Source organism: Variovorax paradoxus EPS (assembly GCF_000184745.1).
GTDB lineage: Bacteria > Pseudomonadota > Gammaproteobacteria > Burkholderiales > Burkholderiaceae_C > Variovorax > Variovorax paradoxus_C.
On record NC_014931.1, the window covers coordinates 6,171,491 to 6,188,357 of the forward strand.

Annotated in this window: 15 protein-coding genes; 6 read left to right on the forward strand and 9 right to left on the reverse strand. The window is 67.2% G+C overall.

Annotated elements, in window-relative coordinates; genetic code table 11:
- Nucleotides 1-46 precede the first annotated feature (46 nt).
- The 5 genes from VARPA_RS28365 (at nt 47) to VARPA_RS28385 (ending at nt 5,227) form a co-directional block, all read left to right on the forward strand.
- Nucleotides 47-1,504: a nicotinate phosphoribosyltransferase gene (locus VARPA_RS28365; RefSeq protein ID WP_013544029.1), complete on the forward strand. Its 1,458-nt coding sequence runs from the start codon at nt 47-49 to the stop codon at nt 1,502-1,504.
- 329 nt (nt 1,505-1,833) lie between these two features.
- Entirely contained in the window at nt 1,834-2,976 is a 1,143-nt protein-coding gene (locus tag VARPA_RS28370) for an MGDG synthase family glycosyltransferase (RefSeq protein WP_013544030.1), read from the forward strand.
- Nucleotides 2,973-3,467 carry a hypothetical protein gene (locus VARPA_RS28375; protein WP_013544031.1) on the forward strand — a complete coding sequence of 165 codons (495 nt, stop codon included), beginning with the start codon at nt 2,973-2,975 and terminating at the stop codon, nt 3,465-3,467. Before VARPA_RS28370 ends, VARPA_RS28375 begins: the two co-directional genes overlap by 4 nt.
- The gene (locus VARPA_RS28380) at nt 3,464-4,006 is read left to right on the forward strand and encodes a dual specificity protein phosphatase family protein (protein WP_013544032.1); all 543 of its coding nucleotides are present in this window, start codon (nt 3,464-3,466) and stop codon (nt 4,004-4,006) included. Before VARPA_RS28375 ends, VARPA_RS28380 begins: the two co-directional genes overlap by 4 nt.
- Before the next feature lie 90 nt (nt 4,007-4,096).
- Complete coding sequence (locus VARPA_RS28385) at nt 4,097-5,227, forward strand: zinc-binding dehydrogenase (protein ID WP_013544033.1); 1,131 nt, start codon at nt 4,097-4,099, stop codon at nt 5,225-5,227.
- A 46-nt stretch (nt 5,228-5,273) separates the two neighbouring features.
- On the opposite strand, the gene fusA is transcribed toward VARPA_RS28385, so the two are convergent.
- On the reverse strand, nt 5,274-7,292 hold the full coding sequence (gene fusA / locus VARPA_RS28390) for an elongation factor G (RefSeq protein ID WP_013544034.1): 2,019 nt from the start codon (nt 7,290-7,292) through the stop codon (nt 5,274-5,276).
- A gap of 297 nt (nt 7,293-7,589) precedes the next feature.
- The gene (locus VARPA_RS28395) at nt 7,590-7,847 is read right to left on the reverse strand and encodes a hypothetical protein (RefSeq protein ID WP_041943085.1); all 258 of its coding nucleotides are present in this window, start codon (nt 7,845-7,847) and stop codon (nt 7,590-7,592) included.
- A gap of 41 nt (nt 7,848-7,888) precedes the next feature.
- Here VARPA_RS28395 and VARPA_RS28400 point away from each other — a divergent pair, with 41 nt between their 5' ends.
- Complete coding sequence (locus VARPA_RS28400) at nt 7,889-8,329, forward strand: hypothetical protein (protein ID WP_013544036.1); 441 nt, start codon at nt 7,889-7,891, stop codon at nt 8,327-8,329.
- A 51-nt stretch (nt 8,330-8,380) separates the two neighbouring features.
- On the opposite strand, the gene kdpE is transcribed toward VARPA_RS28400, so the two are convergent.
- The 7 genes from kdpE to kdpA form a co-directional block, all read right to left on the reverse strand.
- Nucleotides 8,381-9,079 (reverse strand): two-component system response regulator KdpE, encoded by a 699-nt coding sequence (kdpE, locus tag VARPA_RS28405; RefSeq protein WP_013544037.1) that lies wholly within the window; start codon nt 9,077-9,079, stop codon nt 8,381-8,383.
- Nucleotides 9,080-9,083: 4 nt separating this feature from the next.
- The gene (locus VARPA_RS28410) at nt 9,084-11,831 is read right to left on the reverse strand and encodes a DUF4118 domain-containing protein (protein WP_013544038.1); all 2,748 of its coding nucleotides are present in this window, start codon (nt 11,829-11,831) and stop codon (nt 9,084-9,086) included.
- Nucleotides 11,832-11,848: 17 nt separating this feature from the next.
- Nucleotides 11,849-11,983, reverse strand: a complete 135-nt coding sequence (locus VARPA_RS31860; protein ID WP_013544039.1) for a hypothetical protein — start codon at nt 11,981-11,983, stop codon at nt 11,849-11,851.
- On the reverse strand, nt 11,973-12,275 hold the full coding sequence (locus VARPA_RS28415; protein WP_234974877.1) for a hypothetical protein: 303 nt from the start codon (nt 12,273-12,275) through the stop codon (nt 11,973-11,975). Before VARPA_RS28415 ends, VARPA_RS31860 begins: the two co-directional genes overlap by 11 nt.
- Nucleotides 12,276-12,339: 64 nt before the next feature.
- Nucleotides 12,340-12,924, reverse strand: a complete 585-nt coding sequence (gene kdpC / locus VARPA_RS28420) for a potassium-transporting ATPase subunit KdpC (protein ID WP_013544041.1) — start codon at nt 12,922-12,924, stop codon at nt 12,340-12,342.
- Between the two features lie 12 nt (nt 12,925-12,936).
- A complete protein-coding gene (gene kdpB, locus VARPA_RS28425) occupies nt 12,937-15,045 on the reverse strand; it encodes a potassium-transporting ATPase subunit KdpB (RefSeq protein WP_013544042.1) in 2,109 nt (702 codons plus the stop codon).
- 13 nt (nt 15,046-15,058) lie between these two features.
- Nucleotides 15,059-16,867, reverse strand: a complete 1,809-nt coding sequence (kdpA, locus tag VARPA_RS28430; RefSeq protein WP_013544043.1) for a potassium-transporting ATPase subunit KdpA — start codon at nt 16,865-16,867, stop codon at nt 15,059-15,061.

The following is a 16,867-nucleotide window of genomic DNA, read 5'->3' on the forward strand; positions in this document are numbered from 1 at the left end:
AAGAACGGGCTCCGGTTGACGGAGCCCACGTGAAAGGAGCTTTCACATGAACCGCAACCTCACCTCTTCGCCTATTTCCACACGTTTGGGCAATAACCTCCTGCTGCGCACCGACTCCTACAAGGTGTCGCACTGGATGCAATATCCGCCCGGCACGCAGACGGTCCACAGCTACATCGAGTCGCGCGGCGGCATCTTCAGCCACTCGCTCTTCTTCGGCCTTCAGGCCTATCTGCGCGAATACCTGCAGACGCCGGTGACGCTCGCCGATGTCGACGAAGCCGCGGCGCTGATGGCCGTGCATGGCGAGCCCTTCAACCGCGAAGGATGGCTGCGGCTGATCGAGAAGCACGGCGGGTTCATGCCGGTGCGCATTCGCGCGGTGCCCGAGGGCAGCGTGCTGCCGGTGCACAACGTGCTCGCGACCATCGAGAACACGGACCCCGAATTCTTCTGGGTCACGAGCTTTCTCGAAACCGAATTGCTGCGCGCGATCTGGTATCCGACCACGGTGGCCACGCTCTCTGCGGCTGCGCGCACGACGCTGCTTCGATACCTAGAGGCAACCTGTGATGACCCTCAAGGCCAGATCGCCTTCAGGCTGCACGACTTCGGCGCGCGCGGCGTGTCGAGCCTCGAATCGGCGGCGCTCGGCGGCATGGCGCACCTGGTCAACTTCATGGGCACCGACACGCTGGCCGCACTGGTCGCGGCGCGCCGCTACTACGACTGCGACGTGGCGGGCTTCTCGATTCCGGCAGCCGAGCACAGCACCATCACGGGCTGGGGCCGCGACCACGAGTCCGATGCCTACAGCAACATGCTCGACCAGTTCGGCAAGCCCGGCGCGACCTTCGCGGTGGTGAGCGACAGCTACGACATCTTCAATGCCTGCGCCCGCATCTGGGGCGGCGAGCTCAAGGCGAAGGTGGTGGCCTCGGGCGCGACGCTGGTGGTGCGGCCCGACTCGGGCGACCCGGCCGAGACCACGCTCAAGGTGGCGCAGATCCTGGCCGACCGTTTCGGCACCACGACCAATGCCAAGGGATTTCGCGTGCTGAACAACGTGCGGATCATCCAGGGCGACGGCGTCAACCTCGACTCGCTGCGGCTGTGTCTGTCGAACTTCTTCCACAACGGTTTCTCGACGGAGAACATCTCCTTCGGCATGGGCGGCGGGCTGCTGCAGCAGGTCAATCGCGACACCATGCAGTGGGCGATGAAGTGCTCGGCCATGCAGGTGAACGGCGAGTGGCGCGATGTCTACAAGTCGCCGGTGGGCGATGTGAGCAAGGCGTCGAAGAAGGGGCGGCTCGCGCTGGTTCGGAATGCACGCGGCGAAGTGCAGACCTTGCGCGAAGAAGCGCTTGCGGATGGGCAGGTCGATCTGCTGCAGACGGTGTTCGAGAACGGGCGCATCGTTGCGAGCACCACGTTCGATGCGATCCGTGAGCGGGCGGCTGTGGGGGTCAATCAGTTTGTCACTTCGCGGGCGCCGCTTTGAAGCGGTGACCGTTTGGTTCAGGGCGGGTGCACAGGCCACCGGGTACTCCCCTCCGCGAATGTCCCCCGCCTTCGGCTCCTCCTTTATTTCGCTGCGTGGAGCACCCGATGCCCTGCGCACTTGGGCACGCTCTGGGTGAACTGCCGATCAACGACCGCTCTGAAGCGCTCGCGCTGATGGTGGGCTCTGTTTCGCGAAATCAAGGAGGAGGCGAAGCCGGGGGACATTCGCGAAACAGAGCCCACCGTCGGCGTGAGTGCCGTCCCGAACGGCAGGCCCGAAAGCAGTGCCACACGGCTTGTCCATAATCCGCGCAGACCGTCGAATACATGACCAAACTCCTGATCCTCAGCGTGAGCGCCGGCAACGGCCACGTGCGTGCAGCACAGGCGCTCGCCGCCACCGCCCAGTCCCTCGCCCCGCCCTGCACGGCGGTCCACACCGACGCCATGGCCCATGTGGCCGGGGGCTTTCGCAAGGTCTACACCGACTGGTACATCCAGCTCGTGAACCGCGCGCCCGAGCTGTGGTCGTACCTGCACCAGCGCACCGACACGACGCCGCATCACGCGCCCTCGCAGCGTCTGCGCCGGGGCATCGAGCGGTTGAGCACCGGCGCGCTGGTGCGCGAGATCCGGCGCGAGAAGCCCGATGCGGTGATCTGCACGCACTTCCTGCCCGCAGAGCTCTTGATGCGCGAACGCAACCGCGGGCGCATCGACTACCCGGTGTGGCTGCAGATCACCGACTACGACCTGCACAACATGTGGCTCGTACCTGGCATGGCCGGTTACCTGGCCGCGACGGAAGAGGTCGCCTTTCGCCTGCGCGCACGCGGCATTCCCGCGGACCGCATCCACGTGACGGGCATTCCCGTGATGCCGGCGTTCTCCGAGCCCGACGTGCCGGTGCTCGCGCGCAACACCTGCGCCGCGGAACTCGGGCTCGATCCGTCGCGGCCTGTGTTGCTGATGGCATCCGGCGGCGCCGGTGTGGGCGACCTCGCGAGCATGGTCGAGCGCGTGCTCGGCCTGGGCGGTGAAGGCAATTTCCAGGTCATTGCGGTCGCGGGCCGCAACGTCGAGGCGCACGGCAAGCTGCAAGCGCTGGCGGCGCGCCATCCGGGCCGCGTGGTGGCCGTGGGCTTCACCAATGAAATGCACAAGATGATGGCTGCGGCCGACCTTGTCGTAACCAAACCCGGCGGCCTCACCGTGTCCGAGTGCCTCGCGCTCGGCAAGCCGATGCTGCTCATCTCGCCGATTCCCGGACAGGAAGAACACAACGCCGGCTTCCTGATGGAGGAAGGCGCCGCCTGGCTCGCCTACGACGCCATCGGCCTCGACTACAAGGTGGCGCGCCTTATGGCCGACCCCGCCAAGCTCGCGAACATGGCCGCGCGCAGCCGGGCGCTCGGCAAGCCGCAGGCCGCGCGAGCCGTGCTGCAGCACGTGCTGGGTGCCGTAGCGTGAGCGGCGCGACCGAAAAGACCGGCGTGGGCCGGACGCTTGGCTACCTCGCGTGGGTGGTCGTCATGGCATTCTTCTTCGCCAACGCCGAGATCCAGATCGAAGGAGGCGCGGGCTGGGCTACGTCGCTGCCCACCTGGCGCATCGAGAACAGCATCTGGCTCGACCTCTTCTGGGGCGGCCGCGCGATGACCGGCTATCACGCCTGGGTCTTCACCTTCATGGCGCTGGTGTTCTTTGCGCCGCTGGCTTTCAACGGCCGATGGACCTGGCGCGATGCGGGGCTCGCCGGCGTGGGGCTGATCGTGTTCTGGGTCTGCGAAGACTTCCTGTGGTTCATCATCAATCCGGCCTTCGGCTGGGCGCGCTTCAACCCGGTCGATGCGTTCTGGCACAAGCACTGGCTCTGGGGTGCGCCGGTCGATTACTGGGGCGGGCTCGCGGTGGCGGCGCTGATCCTCACGGTGCGCCACTGGCGTCGGCGCGCGCGATGACGGCAACGAAGCTCGACGACCTGCGCCCCGGCCACTGGGCCGATCCGCTGGACGAACTGCAGGTCGAGAACCTGCACCGCATCACGCCCACGCTGTACCGCAGCGCGCAGCCGCGGCGCGCGAACGTGGCGGCGCTGCAGTCGCTGGGCATCCGCACCATCGTGAGCCTGCGGTCGTTCAACGACGACAGGAAGGTGTTCGCGGGCAGCGGCATCCGGCTGGTGCGCGTGCCGATCAACACCTGGTCCATCGACGATGCGAAGGTGCTGCGCGCGCTGGTCGCCATTCGCGAGGCCGAGAAGCAAGGGCCGGTGCTCATCCATTGCATGCACGGCGCCGATCGCACGGGCGTGGTGGCGGCGGTCTACCGCATGGCGGTGCAGGGCTGGGACAAGGAGAGCGCGCGCCACGAGATGCTGCGCGGCGGCTACGGTTATCACACGCTGTGGCGCAACATTCCGCGCTACATCGAGCGGCTCGATCCGCTCAAGATGGGCCATGCGCTGGCCCATGCCCCGGTGATTCCGGTGGTGTCCTGAAGGCGCCTGCAGCTTTCGCACCCCGCTCCTATACTGGCCGCCCCGTGGCCGATGGCCATCTCCGAACGACCTTTCACAGGGGCTTCTTCCATGGCACTCCAACTCCGTTCCCTCGTCCGCTCTAACGGCGAACTCGAACTCTCGCTGCACGACGAACCGATCCCCGAACCCAAGCCCGATGAAGTGATCGTGCGCGTCGAGGCCTCGCCGCTGAATCCGTCGGACCTGGGCCTTTTGTTCGGCGCGGCCGACATGAGCACCGCGAAGGTGTCGGGCACTGCGGATCGTCCCGTCGTCACCGCCATCGTTCCCGAACGCGCACGGCCTTCGATGGCGGGGCGCCTGGACCAATCGATGCCGGTCGGCAACGAAGGCGCTGGCGTCGTGGTCAAGGCCGGTTCGTCGCCCGCTGCGCAGGCACTGCTCGGCAAGACCGTCGCAGCCATTGGCGGCGCGATGTACTCGCAGTACCGCGTCTTCCCCGCCGCGCAGTGCCTCGAACTGCCAGCGGGCACGACACCGGCCGAAGGCGCTTCATGCTTCGTCAACCCGCTCACATCGTTGAGCATGGTCGAGACAATGCGGCTCGAAGGCCACAAGGCCCTGGTGCATACGGCCGCCGCATCGAACCTCGGGCAGATGCTCAACAAGATCTGCCAGAAGGACGGCATCGACCTCGTCAACATCGTGCGCAAGCCCGAGCAGGAGGCGCTCTTGCGCGGCATCGGCGCGAAGTACGTGTGCAATGCAACTTCGCCGACCTTTCTCGAAGACCTGACGCAAGCGCTGGTCGACACAGGCGCGACGCTCGCCTTCGACGCCACGGGCGGCGGCAAGCTCGCGGGCCAGATCCTCGGCTGCATGGAAGCGGCGCTGAACCGCACCGCCAAGGAATACAGCCGCTACGGCTCGACCACGCACAAGCAGGTCTACATCTACGGCGGCCTGGACCGCAGCCCGACCGAGTTCGTGCGCAACTTCGGCATGGCGTGGGGCATGGGCGGGTGGCTGCTGTTTCCGTTCCTGCAGAAGCTCGGCGCCGAAGGCACGCAGCGGCTGAAGGCGCGCGTGGTCGCCGAATTGAAGACGACGTTCGCGAGCCACTACACGCGGGAGATTTCGCTGCTCGAAGCGCTTCGGCTCGATGCGATCGGGGTGTATGGGAAGCAGGCGACGGGGGAGAAGTTCTTGCTGAACCCGAACAAGGGCATGGCGGCTTGACGTCATAAAAAAGGGGCGATCCTTTCGGGCCGCCCCTTCAAGCCCATCAGCTCTGGGCGAGCCGGGCCATCTCATCCGCAGGCGCCACTTCGTAGTGATCGAACTGCATCGAGTACTGCGCGCGGCCCGAAGACAACGCGCGCAGACTGCCGATGTAGCCGAACATTTCCTTCAGCGGCACATGCGCCTCGACGACGGCGGCGTTGCCGCGCATCGTCTGACCTCGGACGATGCCGCGGCGCCGATTCAGATCACCGATGCAATCACCCAAATGATCGGCCGGCGTGATGACTTCCACGGCCATCACCGGTTCAAGTACTTGCGGCCCCGCCTTCGCAGCCGCCTCGCGGAATGCTGCTGCAGCCGCCAATTCGAAAGCCATGGCTGACGAGTCACGCTCGTGGTGGCTGCCGTCTACCAGCGTGGCCACGAAGTCCACGCATGGATAGCCGGCGGCCACGCCCGATTGCGCGGCACGACGGATGCCAGCTTCCACCGCGGGAATGAACTCGCGCGGAATAGCGCCACCTACCACCTTGCTTTCGAACGCGATGCCTTCACCGCGCGCCATTGGCGCGAGACGAAGCTTCAGTTCCGCGAACTGACCGGGCCCTCCGGTCTGCTTCTTGTGAATATGGTTCACCTCCACTTCCTGTGAGATCGTTTCCCGGTAGGCAACCTGGGGTCGCCCCACCGATACTTCGACGCCGTACTTCGCACGCAGCTTCTCGATGGACACGTCGAGCTGCAGCTCGCCCATGCCCGAGAGGATCGTCTGCCCCGACTCGGCATCTTGCCGAAGCTGAAGGCTCGGGTCCTCCCGCAACATCGCCTGCAGCGCTTTCGACAGCCCCTGCTGATCGGCCCGCGCCTTCGGCTCGATCGCGACATGGATCACGGGCTCGGGCACGCTGATCTCCTCCAGATGCACCGGATGATTCCGGTCGCACAGCGTGTGACCGGTCAGCGTGTCCTTCAACCCGACGATGGCCGCGATATCGCCGGCCACGAGCTCGTCGCGTTCGATGCGGTCGTCCGCATTCACCTCGTACAGCCGCGCCGCACGTTCGCTGCGCCCAGTGCTCGCATTGAGCATCGTGTCGCCGCGCCGCAGCCGACCGCTGTAGACCCGCACGAACACCATCGCGCCGTGGTCATCGGTCACGACCTTGAACGCGAGGGCCGCGAACGGCGCCGCCGGGTCGCATGCCATCTCCACTTCGCCGGGCTTGGGCAGCCAGTCCACCACGGCATCGAGCAAAGGCTCCACGCCGCGATTGCGGAATGCCGAACCGGCGAGCACGGGCACGAAGGCACCGGCCAGTACACCCTTGCGGATGCACGCGCACAGCGCTTCGGGCGTCGGTTCTTCGCCATTCAGGTAGGCGTTCATCGATGCTTCGTCCTGTTCGACCGCAAGCTCCACGAGCCGTGCACGATGGTGCAACGCCAGCGCCAATGCATCGGCCGGTACGTCCGTCACGCGATACGGCTGGCTGGCATCGTCCTTGTCCCAGACAAGCGCGCGCATGCCGATCAGGTCGATCACACCGCGGAAGTCGCCTTCGGAGCCGATGGGCAACTGCACGGCAACCGCCGTCACGCCCAAGCGCTCTTCCATCATCGCGACCACGCGCAGGAAGTCCGCGCCGAGCCGGTCAAGCTTGTTGACGAAAGCGATGCGCGGCACGCGGTACTTGTCCGCGAGGCGCCAGTTCGTTTCGGTCTGTGGCTCCACACCAGAGACGCCGTCGAACACGACGACCGCACCGTCGAGCACACGCAGCGAACGGTTCACTTCGATGTTGAAGTCGATGTGGCCGGGCGTATCGATCAGGTTGATCTGCGTTGCGTTCCAGTGGACCGTGATGGCCGCGCTGCTGATGGTGATGCCGCGCGTCTGCTCTTGCGGCTCGAAGTCCATGCGGGCCGTGCCGCGGCTCACGTCACCGATGTGATGGCTCTCGCCGGCGTAGAACAGGATGCGTTCGGTGGTGGTGGTCTTGCCCGCGTCGACGTGGGCAATGATGCCGATGTTGCGGATGTTTCTGAGTTTCGGGTTCATGACGAATCTTTCTTGTCGAAGCGCGAAATGCGCTTCGGATGCCTGGTTGGCGGTGCGCCAGCCCAGGCGAGATTCGCCTGAAGGCTAGCGACGAGAGATGTGCAATCTGCTGATGCGGCGGCCGGAGCCCGGGCGCACGGTGTCCACGCTCCGGCGCAGGGGAATCGTGGCGATCAGCTTGTCGTAGGTACGCATGGTGTGAAGTGAACTCTGAAAAAACAAAACCCCGGAGGGACGAGCCTGCCGGGGTTGGAGACCGGAAGGCACAACGCCTTCCGAACGCGATCGAAGGCGGTGTTAGGTGGCGGTGATGCTCGCCTCGATGGCTTGGATGAATTTCATGGTGGGGCGCATTGTCTTTGTGCGCGGCACCGAAGACAAGCCGTGCGCCATGGTCATGTTGGCTGGGAGCCACAGTGCTTGTCCGCGCAAAAGCCTCGCAACGCGACAGGTGCGGAGGCATCGGCCGGCCTCGGTGGCCGTCATCGATCCGTAAAACTGACGATGCAGCGGGAGGATGTAATCGACATCAGGATCTGTGGCTTCGCAGACCATGCGCTTCGGCAGCCCTCCATTCAACTCTTGAGGAACAAAAGATGGGAATACTTTCGGATTTTTTCGCCGCCAACCCCACGGAGGCGTTGCGCTACGCCAACCGGATCGAAGAGCCCGATGAAGGCGACGAGATCGAGGAACTGCTGGACCCCGCGCAGCACAAGCGTTTTACGGATATCGAGATCACCACGCTCTGGGCCATCATGGAAGGCAAGGAATGGGATGTCGACAGGCACACCCTCGAGTACATCGAGATCGGCGAGGACAGCGATGCATGGCTCAACCGATTTCCCGATGAGCTGACGATCCTGTTGACGCGCCTGGATTCCGGGTCGCTCGGCCCCGTGCTTGAAAAATGGGCAAAGACGGAAGAGCTCGCGTGCGATCCCGCGGAATTGCATCCCGTTGTGGAAGATCTCCGAAGGCTTGCGAACGAGGCGGTCGCCAAGAAGAAATCGGTATATCTGTGGGGATGCCTCTGAGGCCAGAGCGGGCAGCGTCGAAGGCGGTGATGCCGTCGCACCTCCCGGCAGCTAGACCACCAACCGATACCCCACCGCCGTCTCCGTCAACAGATGCCGAGGCTGCGCCGGATCGGCTTCCAGCTTCTGCCGCAGGTGCCCCATGTAGATGCGCAGGTAGTGGCTCTGGTCCGTATGCGACGGCCCCCACACCTCGCGCAGCAACTGGCGCTGCGTAAGCACGCGGCCCGCATTCGCGACCAGCACGGAGAGCAGGCGGTATTCGGTCGGCGTCAGGTGCACCTCGGCGCCGGCGCGGCGCACGATGCGTGCGGCGCGGTCCAGTTCGATCTCGCCGAATCGGAAGACGGCTTCGGCAGGCTCATCGTTGCCGCCACCGGCGGCGCGCGGGCGGCGAAGGTTGGCGCGCACGCGGGCCAGCAGCTCGCCGGTGCCGAAGGGCTTGGTGAGGTAGTCGTCGGCGCCGGCATCGAGTGCTGCAATCTTGTCGGCCTCGTCGGTGCGTGCCGACAGCACGATGATCGGCACCGCGGACCAGCCGCGCACATCGCGGATCAATGAGACGCCATCGCCATCGGGCAGCCCCAGGTCGAGCACCAGCAGGTCGGGCTGCCGCGTGCCGGCCGCGGCAAGGCCGTCGCGCAGCGTGCCGGCCTCGTGCACCAGCCAGCCCTCGGCTTCGAGCGCGCCGCGCACGAAGCGGCGGATCTGCGGCTCGTCCTCGATCACGATGGCGGTGGGGGATGGCATGGGTTCAGAGTTGGGCTTCGGCCGGTTCGGGCGGCTCGCGGCGTGGCAGGGTGACGGTGAATTCTGCACCCCCGTCGCGCGCGTTGGCCGCCGTGATTTCGCCGCCGTGCGCGCTCACCACCGCGCGGCAGATCGCGAGCCCCAGGCCGACGCCCGGTGTGGCCGATTCGGCCTCGCCGCGGGTGAACTTGTCGAACAGCTTCTGTTCGTGGCCCAGCAGCGCGGCAGGCAGGCCCGGCCCGTGGTCGCGCACCGTGAGCACCAGCGTGCCGGGTTCGGCGCGTGCGCCCACCACGATGGGTGGCGCACCGTACTTGGTGGCGTTCTCCAGCAGGTTGACGAGCACGCGTTCGATCAGCACCGCATCGAATTCGACCAGCGGAAGGTCCGCATCGAGCGTGGTCTGCACGACGGCGTCGCCCAGCGACGTGTGCGCCGCGCGGATCGACGATCCCACGACCTCCTCGACCGATTGCCAGTCGCGCCGCAGGTTCACCGCGCCGCCCGCGATGCCGCTTTCGAGCCGCGCCATGTCGAGCAGGTTGTTGACCAGCGCGTGCAGCTCGTGCGCCTGCGCAACGATGGCGCGTGCCGCGTTGCCGTGTTCTTCGGCCGGCAGCGTCTGCAGCGATTCGGCCAGCGCGATCAGCGCGGTGAGCGGCGTGCGCACGTCGTGCGAGATCGCGCCGAGCAGGGCATTGCGCAGGCGCTCCGATTCCATCTCGACCACGGCCTGCTGCGCCACCTCGACGTAGTGCACGCGCTCCAGCGCGATCGCGATCTGCCGGGCCAGCGTGTCGAGCTGCTGCGCCTGCTCCGGAATCAGCAACCAGCGCGGCTGCGCGGGCGACAGTGCCAGCACCCCGCGCACACGCATCGGCGCCTTCAATGGCACGTAGTGCCAAGGCTGCGCAGCCAATGTGGCGGTCGCAAGGCCTGCAGGTTGACCGTGGCGGAAGGCCCAGTCGGCGACCTGCGCATCGAAGCCCTCGGGCGGCTCTGTCGGCAGCACGAGCTGATCGGCCGCATCGGTCACCAGCACCAGCGCATGGCCGCCGAAGTGGCCCTGCACCGCGGCGGCGCCGAGCGTGACGACCTGCGTGCTCTCCAGCGCCGCCGAGAGTTCGCGCGTGAGTTCGAACAGCGAGCGCGCACGCCGTTCGCGGCTGGTCGATACGCCGGCCGCAAAGCGCAGCCCCGCGGTGAGCTGCCCCACCAGCAGGCCGACGCCGAGCATGATCGCGAAGGTCAGCACGTACTGCACGTCGCTCACCGCGAACGACAGGCGCGGCGGCACGAAGAAGTAATCGAACGCGGCCACGTTGAGCAAGGCCGCGAGCGCCGAAGGCCCGCGCCCGAAGCGCATCGCGACACCGACCACGCCGAGCAGGAACAGCATCACGATGTTCGAGAGTTCGAGCACGTTGGCGAGCGGCGTGCAGAGCAGGGTGAGTGCCACGCTGGTGGCCGTCGCCCACGCGTAGCCGGGCCAGTGGATCGGCGCCTTCTCGTGATCGTCGTCGTCGGCGCGCGGCGTGTTGAGCGGCGTGCGCGCGAGGCGGCGCGCGCTGTCGGCACGACCGACTTCCAGGATATCGAGCGCGGGCGCGCGTTGCGCCAGCGCGCGCGGCAACGAGACCCGCGTGGCGGGCCACCAACGACGCCATCCGCCGACCGGCTCGGACCGCCCCATCACCAGCGTCGCGCAGTTGAGCCGGCGGGCCTGCTCGGACAGTTGCTCGGCCACATCGGAACCCGTGAGCACCGCGGTGGCAGCGCCCAGTTCCTCGGCGAGCTTGAGCACTGCGAGGATGCGGTCGCGCTCTGCGGCAGCGAGGCGCTGCAGCCGCGGCGTTTCGACGTACGCCGCATGCCATCGCACGTTGAGCTGGCCCGCGAGCCGCGCCGCGGTGCGCACCGTCTGTGCCGCGCCTTCGTGCGGACCGACGCAGGCGAGGATCGCGCCCGAGGTGTTCCAGGCCTGCAGCGAAGCGCCGCCCTGCCCGTTGCCGACCGCCCCGGACTGCTCGACCCGCCAGCCGCGCACATCGTCTTCCACATGCTCGGCGGTGCGGCGCAGCGCAATCTCGCGCAGCGCGATCAGGTTGCCCTTGCGAAAGAAATTCTGCGCGGCGCGCTCAGCCTGCTGCGGCAGATAAACCTTGCCGGCTGCGAGCCGCGCGGTGAGTTCGTCGGGCGTGACGTCGACCAGCACCACTTCGTCGGCCTCGTCCAGCACGGTGTCGGGCACCGTCTCGTGCACACGCACGCCGGTGATCGCGCCGACGGTGCCGTTGAGGCTTTCGAGGTGCTGCACATTGAGCGCCGACCACACCTCGATGCCTGCGGCCAGCAGCTCCTGCACGTCCTGCCAGCGCTTGGCGTGGCGCGATCCGGGGGCATTGGTGTGGGCCAGTTCGTCGACCAGCAGCACGGCGGGCTTGCGTGCGAGCGCGGCGTCGAGGTCGAACTCGGCGAGCGTGCGGCCGCGGTAGGCCAGCTCGCGCAGCGGCAGTGTATCGAGCCCCGCGAGCAGCGCGGCGGTTTCGCTGCGGCCGTGCGTCTCGACCACACCGATGAGTACATCGCGCCCCGCGGTGCGCTCGCGCTGGGCCGCACTCAGCATTGCCCAGGTCTTGCCGACACCGGCGCTGGCGCCGAAGTAGATGCGCAGCTTGCCGCGCAGTGCACGCGCCTCGTCGTTGCGCAGTTGCGCAATCAGGGCATCGGGGTCGGGGCGGGCGTCATGCATGGCGGTGGCTGCGCAGGTTATCGCATCGGGCCGCCCTTGCGGCGCTTGGCCTCGTGCCGCCGCGCGGTGCGCGAGAGCGCCCACCACGCAAAGCCGAGCGGCACGAACAGCGCCGCGAGCGCCAACAACGCATGAAAGAGATCAGTGACCATCGCGCAGCCCGCAGCGTGCCAGGTGCTCGCGCCAGCTCACGAGCCGGCCGATTTCGCCGGAGGGCACGCACTCGATCAGGCGGTGCAGCACCTCGGCGTAACTGGCGATAGGCAGGCGGATCATGAGCCGCACGCAAGGTGCGTCGCTCTCTTGCGAGCACAGGGCGTGCAACAGCGGCTCGCAGCGCACCACGCCCGCATCGGGGGAGCCCGCGATGCTGCGGCGCACGCGCAATGCGTCGGCGCAGCAGACGGTGACATCGAGCACATAGAACGGGCTCGTGGCGGTCATGGGAGCGTGCGTTCGCAGCACGCCGGGGTGTTCACGATAAGCGGCATAAGCCATGTTTTTCTCCTCAACGCACCGATGCATCGAGCGCGAGATTCAGTGCGAGAACGTTGACGCGCGATTCACCGAGCAGCCCCCAGAGCGCGCCCTGGGTGTGCTTCTCGATCAGCGCGTTGATCTGTTCGACCGGCACCCCGCGCACACGCGCAACGCGCCCCGCTTGGTAGTGCGCGGCGGCGGGGCTGATGTCCGGATCGAGCCCGCTGGCCGAGGCCGTGACGAGATCGACCGGCACCGGCGCGGTGTTGCCCGGGTCCGCGGCGCGCAGCGCTTCGACGCGAGCCTTGATCGCATCGGTCAGCGCCGGGTTGAGCGGCCCCTGGTTCGCGCCGCCCGAGGCGCTCGCGTTGTAGGGCTGCGGCGCGGTGGCCGACGGGCGCCCCCAGAAGTGCTTCGGATCGCTGAAGTTCTGCCCGATGAGTTTCGAGCCGACCGTCGTGCCGTCCAGCACGATCAGGCTGCCCGCGGCCTCCTTCGGAAACACCGCTTTCGCGGCGCCGGTGACGGCCATCGGATAGATGAGCCCGGTGAGTGCGCTCAGCAGTGCGAAGAGCACGATGGCGGGGCGAAGAATGCTGCTGTTGTTGTTCATGAGAAATGCTCCTCAGACCAGGTGGACTGCGACGAGCAGCCAGTCGATCAACTTGATGCCGATGAAGGGGACGACGAGGCCGCCCAGGCCGTAGATGGCCAGGTTGCGGCGCAGCAGTGCGGCAGCGCCCACCGGCCGGTAGCGCACGCCCTTGAGCGCGAGCGGAATCAGGAACACGATGACGAGCGCGTTGAAGATCACCGCCGAAAGAATCGCCGACGACGGGCTCGCGAGGCGCATCACATTGAGCGCGCCCAGTTGCGGATAGGTCGAGACGAAGATCGCGGGAATGATCGCGAAGTACTTCGCCACGTCGTTTGCGATCGAGAAGGTGGTGAGCGAGCCGCGCGTCATGAGCAGCGCCTTGCCGGTCTCCACCACTTCGAGCAGCTTGGTCGGGTTGGAGTCGAGGTCGACCATGTTGCCGGCCTCTTTCGCGGCCTGCGTGCCGCTGCCCATCGCCACCGCCACGTCGGCCTGCGCGAGCGCGGGCGCGTCGTTGGTGCCGTCGCCGGTCATCGCGACCAGGCGGCCTTCGGACTGGTACTTGCGGATGAGCGCGAGCTTGTCCTCGGGCGTGGCTTCGGCGAGGAAGTCGTCCACGCCGGCCTCGGCGGCGATGGCCGCGGCGGTGAGCTTGTTGTCGCCGGTGATCATCACCGTCTTGATGCCCATGCGGCGCAGTTCGGCGAAGCGCTCCTTGATGCCGGTCTTGACGATGTCCTTGAGCTCGACCACGCCGAGCACGCGATTGCCTTCCGACACGGCCAGCGGCGTGCTGCCGCGGCGCGCCGTCTCTTCGGCCGCGCGCAGCATCTCGGCGGGCATGCTGCCGCCCAACGCTTCGACGTGGCGGCGCACCGCTTCGACAGCGCCTTTGCGCAACAGGACGACATCGGTATCGAGGCTGTTGGGGGCGGCGGGCAGGTCGGCTCCGCTCATGCGCGTCTGCGCGGTGAACTGCACGAAGCGTGCGCCCTCCACGGCCGTGGCTTCGAGGCCGTCGCGGCGCGCCAGGTCGACGATGCTGCGGCCTTCGGGCGTTTCGTCGGCCAGCGATGCAACCATCGCGGCACGCGCCAAGCGCGCCTTGGTCACGCCGGGCGCTGGCAGGAAGGCGCTGGCCTGGCGGTTGCCGTGCGTGATGGTGCCGGTCTTGTCGAGCAGCAGCACGTCGACGTCGCCGGCCGCTTCGACCGCGCGGCCCGAGGTCGCGATCACGTTGGCCTGCATCATGCGGCTCATGCCGGCCACGCCGACGGCCGAGAGCAGGCCGCCGATGGTGGTCGGGATCAGGCACACCAGCAGCGCGACCAGCGCGGTGAGCGACACCACGGTGCCCGCACCCGCGGCCTCCACGCTGAACACCGAGAACGGCAGCAGCGTGACGGTGACCATCAGGAACACGAGCGTGAGCGCCACCAGCAGGATGGTGAGCGCGATCTCGTTGGGCGTCTTCTGGCGCTTGGCCGCTTCGACCATGCCGATCATGCGGTCCAGGAACGACTCGCCCGGGTTCACCGAGATGCGCACCACCAGCCAGTCCGACAGCACGCGGGTGCCGCCGGTCACTGCAGAGAAGTCGCCACCCGATTCGCGCACCACGGGCGCCGATTCGCCGGTGATGGCGCTTTCGTCGACCGAGGCCACGCCTTCGATGACTTCGCCGTCGAGCGGAATCACGTCGCCGGTCTCGACCAGCACGACGTCGCCCTTGCGCAGGTTGGGCGCCTGCTCCGGCAGCCACTGGCCGCCATGGTGCTGCTGTTGCGGCTCCGTCAACTTCTTGGCCCAGGTGTCCTTGCGCAAGCCGCGCAATGAAGCGGCCTGAGCCTTGCTGCGGCCTTCGGCCAGGGCCTCGGCAAAGTTCGCGAACAGCACGGTGAACCACAGCCACACGGTGATGGCGAGCACGAAGCCGGGCTTCATGCCGGTGTCGCCGGGAAAGCTCAGCGCATGCACCCAGAGCAGGCTGGTGAGGATGCTCCCGATATAGACGATGAACATCACAGGGTTGCGCCACTGGGTGCGCGGGTCCAGCTTGGCGAAGGCGCCCCAGAGGGCGGGCTTGACCAGCGCTGCGTCGAGCAGCGAGAGAGAGGTTTTGGTGTTGGCAGTCATGGTGGGCTCCTTCTTATTTCCAGAGCACCAGGTGTTCGACGATCGGCCCGAGGGCCAGCGCCGGCACGTAGTTGAGCAAGCCGACCAGCAGCACGGTGCCGATCAGCAAGGAGACGAACAGCGGGCCGTGCGTGGGCAGCGTGCCGCTGGTGACGGGCAGGCGCTTCTTGGCGGCCAGCGAGCCGGCAATGGCCAGCACCGGCACGATCATCGCGAAGCGGCCGAGCCACATGGCGAGGCCGAGCAGGCCGTTGTAGAACGGCGTGTTGGCCGAGAGGCCGGCGAAGGCGCTGCCGTTGTTGTTGGCGGCCGAGGTCAACGCATAGAGGATTTCCGAGAAGCCGTGCGCACCGGGGTTCGCGATGCCGGCCTTGCCGGCGCCTGCGATCACCGCCACCGCGGTGCCGGCCAGCACCAGGATCGGCGTGACCAGGATCGCGATGGAGATGAGCTTCATCTCGCGCACCTCGATCTTCTTGCCCAGGTACTCGGGCGTGCGGCCGATCATGAGACCCGCGATGAACACCGCGAGCATCGCGAAGATCAGCATGCCGTAGAGGCCGCTGCCGACGCCGCCGAACACCACTTCACCAAGCTGCATGAGCACCATCGGCACCATGCCGCCGAGCGGGGTGAGCGAGTCGTGCATCGCGTTCACCGCGCCGCACGAGGCCGCGGTCGTGATGGCGGCGAAGAGCGCCGAGGCGTCGATGCCGAAGCGCACTTCCTTGCCTTCCATGTTGCCGCCGCTCTGCAATGCGCTGGACACCTGGTCGACGCCGAGTGATGCGAACAACGGATTGCCGCCCTGCTCGGCCGGCGTGATCACCATCACCGCGACGACGAACATGACCGTCATCGCCGCGAGCACGGCCCAGCCCTGGCGCATGTCGCCGACGACACGGCCGAAGGCGAAGCACAGGGCCGCCGGAATCAGGAAGATCGCGATCATCTGCAGCAGGTTGCTGAGCGCGGTCGGGTTCTCGTAGGGGTGCGCCGAGTTGGCGTTGAAGAAGCCGCCACCGTTGGTGCCGATCATCTTGATCGCTTCCTGCGACGCGACCGGGCCCATGGCGAGGGTCTGCGTCCTGGTGGTGGCGTCTTCCATCACCGGGGCGCCCTTCTCGTCCTTGAGCGGCTGGCCGTCGGCGCCGTTCTTCGGCTGCTGGAAGGCGGTGGTCTCGACGGTGGCCACGTCCTTGTAGGCATCGAAGTTCTGGATCACGCCCTGGCCCACGAAGAAGACCGCGAGCACGAACGACAGCGGCACCAGCACCCACAGCGTGACGCGGGTGATGTCGGCCCAGAAGTTGCCGACCAGGCCCTTGCTTCCGGCGCCATCTCCGCGGCGCGCGAAGCCGCGCACCAGCGCGAAGGCAACCGCGATGCCGGTGGCGGCGGAGAAGAAGTTCTGCACCGTGAGACCGAGCATCTGCGTGAGATAGCTCATGGTCGATTCACCGGCGTAGCCCTGCCAGTTGGTGTTGCTGACGAAGCTCACCGCGGTGTTGAAGGCCGAGTCGGCCGACACCGCGCCCATGCCGGCCGGGTTGAGCGGCAGCACGCCCTGCAGGCGCTGCAGCGCATAGACGACAACGGCGCCCAAGAGGTTGAAGGCCAGGAGCGCCAGCGCATAGGTGCGCCAGTTCATCGAGCGCTCGGGGGCGGTGCCCGCGAGCTTGTAGAGCGGCGCCTCGACGCGCTGCATCCAGCGCGGCACGCGCTCGTTGCAGAGCGCGGCGAGGAATTTGCCAACGGGCCAGGCCAGCACGGCGAGCGCGGCGAGAAAGAGGGCCAGCAGGCCCCAGGCGGACGCGGTCAT

Bases quoted from the DNA above. Each gene is read 5' to 3' on its own strand.
- VARPA_RS28400 (WP_013544036.1), top strand. From the start codon at position 7,889: ATGGGAATACTTTCGGATTTTTTCGCCGCCAACCCCACGGAGGCGTTG.
- VARPA_RS28365 (WP_013544029.1), top strand. From the start codon at position 47: ATGAACCGCAACCTCACCTCTTCGCCTATTTCCACACGTTTGGGCAAT.
- kdpC (WP_013544041.1), bottom strand. From the start codon at position 12,924: ATGAACAACAACAGCAGCATTCTTCGCCCCGCCATCGTGCTCTTCGCA.
- VARPA_RS28395 (WP_041943085.1), bottom strand. From the start codon at position 7,847: ATGGTCTGCGAAGCCACAGATCCTGATGTCGATTACATCCTCCCGCTG.
- kdpE (WP_013544037.1), bottom strand. From the start codon at position 9,079: ATGCCATCCCCCACCGCCATCGTGATCGAGGACGAGCCGCAGATCCGC.
- kdpA (WP_013544043.1), bottom strand. From the start codon at position 16,867: ATGACCGCGTCCGCCTGGGGCCTGCTGGCCCTCTTTCTCGCCGCGCTC.
- VARPA_RS31860 (WP_013544039.1), bottom strand. From the start codon at position 11,983: ATGGTCACTGATCTCTTTCATGCGTTGTTGGCGCTCGCGGCGCTGTTC.
- VARPA_RS28385 (WP_013544033.1), top strand. From the start codon at position 4,097: ATGGCACTCCAACTCCGTTCCCTCGTCCGCTCTAACGGCGAACTCGAA.
- fusA (WP_013544034.1), bottom strand. From the start codon at position 7,292: ATGAACCCGAAACTCAGAAACATCCGCAACATCGGCATCATTGCCCAC.
- VARPA_RS28370 (WP_013544030.1), top strand. From the start codon at position 1,834: ATGACCAAACTCCTGATCCTCAGCGTGAGCGCCGGCAACGGCCACGTG.
- VARPA_RS28410 (WP_013544038.1), bottom strand. From the start codon at position 11,831: ATGCATGACGCCCGCCCCGACCCCGATGCCCTGATTGCGCAACTGCGC.
- VARPA_RS28380 (WP_013544032.1), top strand. From the start codon at position 3,464: ATGACGGCAACGAAGCTCGACGACCTGCGCCCCGGCCACTGGGCCGAT.
- kdpB (WP_013544042.1), bottom strand. From the start codon at position 15,045: ATGACTGCCAACACCAAAACCTCTCTCTCGCTGCTCGACGCAGCGCTG.
- VARPA_RS28415 (WP_234974877.1), bottom strand. From the start codon at position 12,275: ATGACCGCCACGAGCCCGTTCTATGTGCTCGATGTCACCGTCTGCTGC.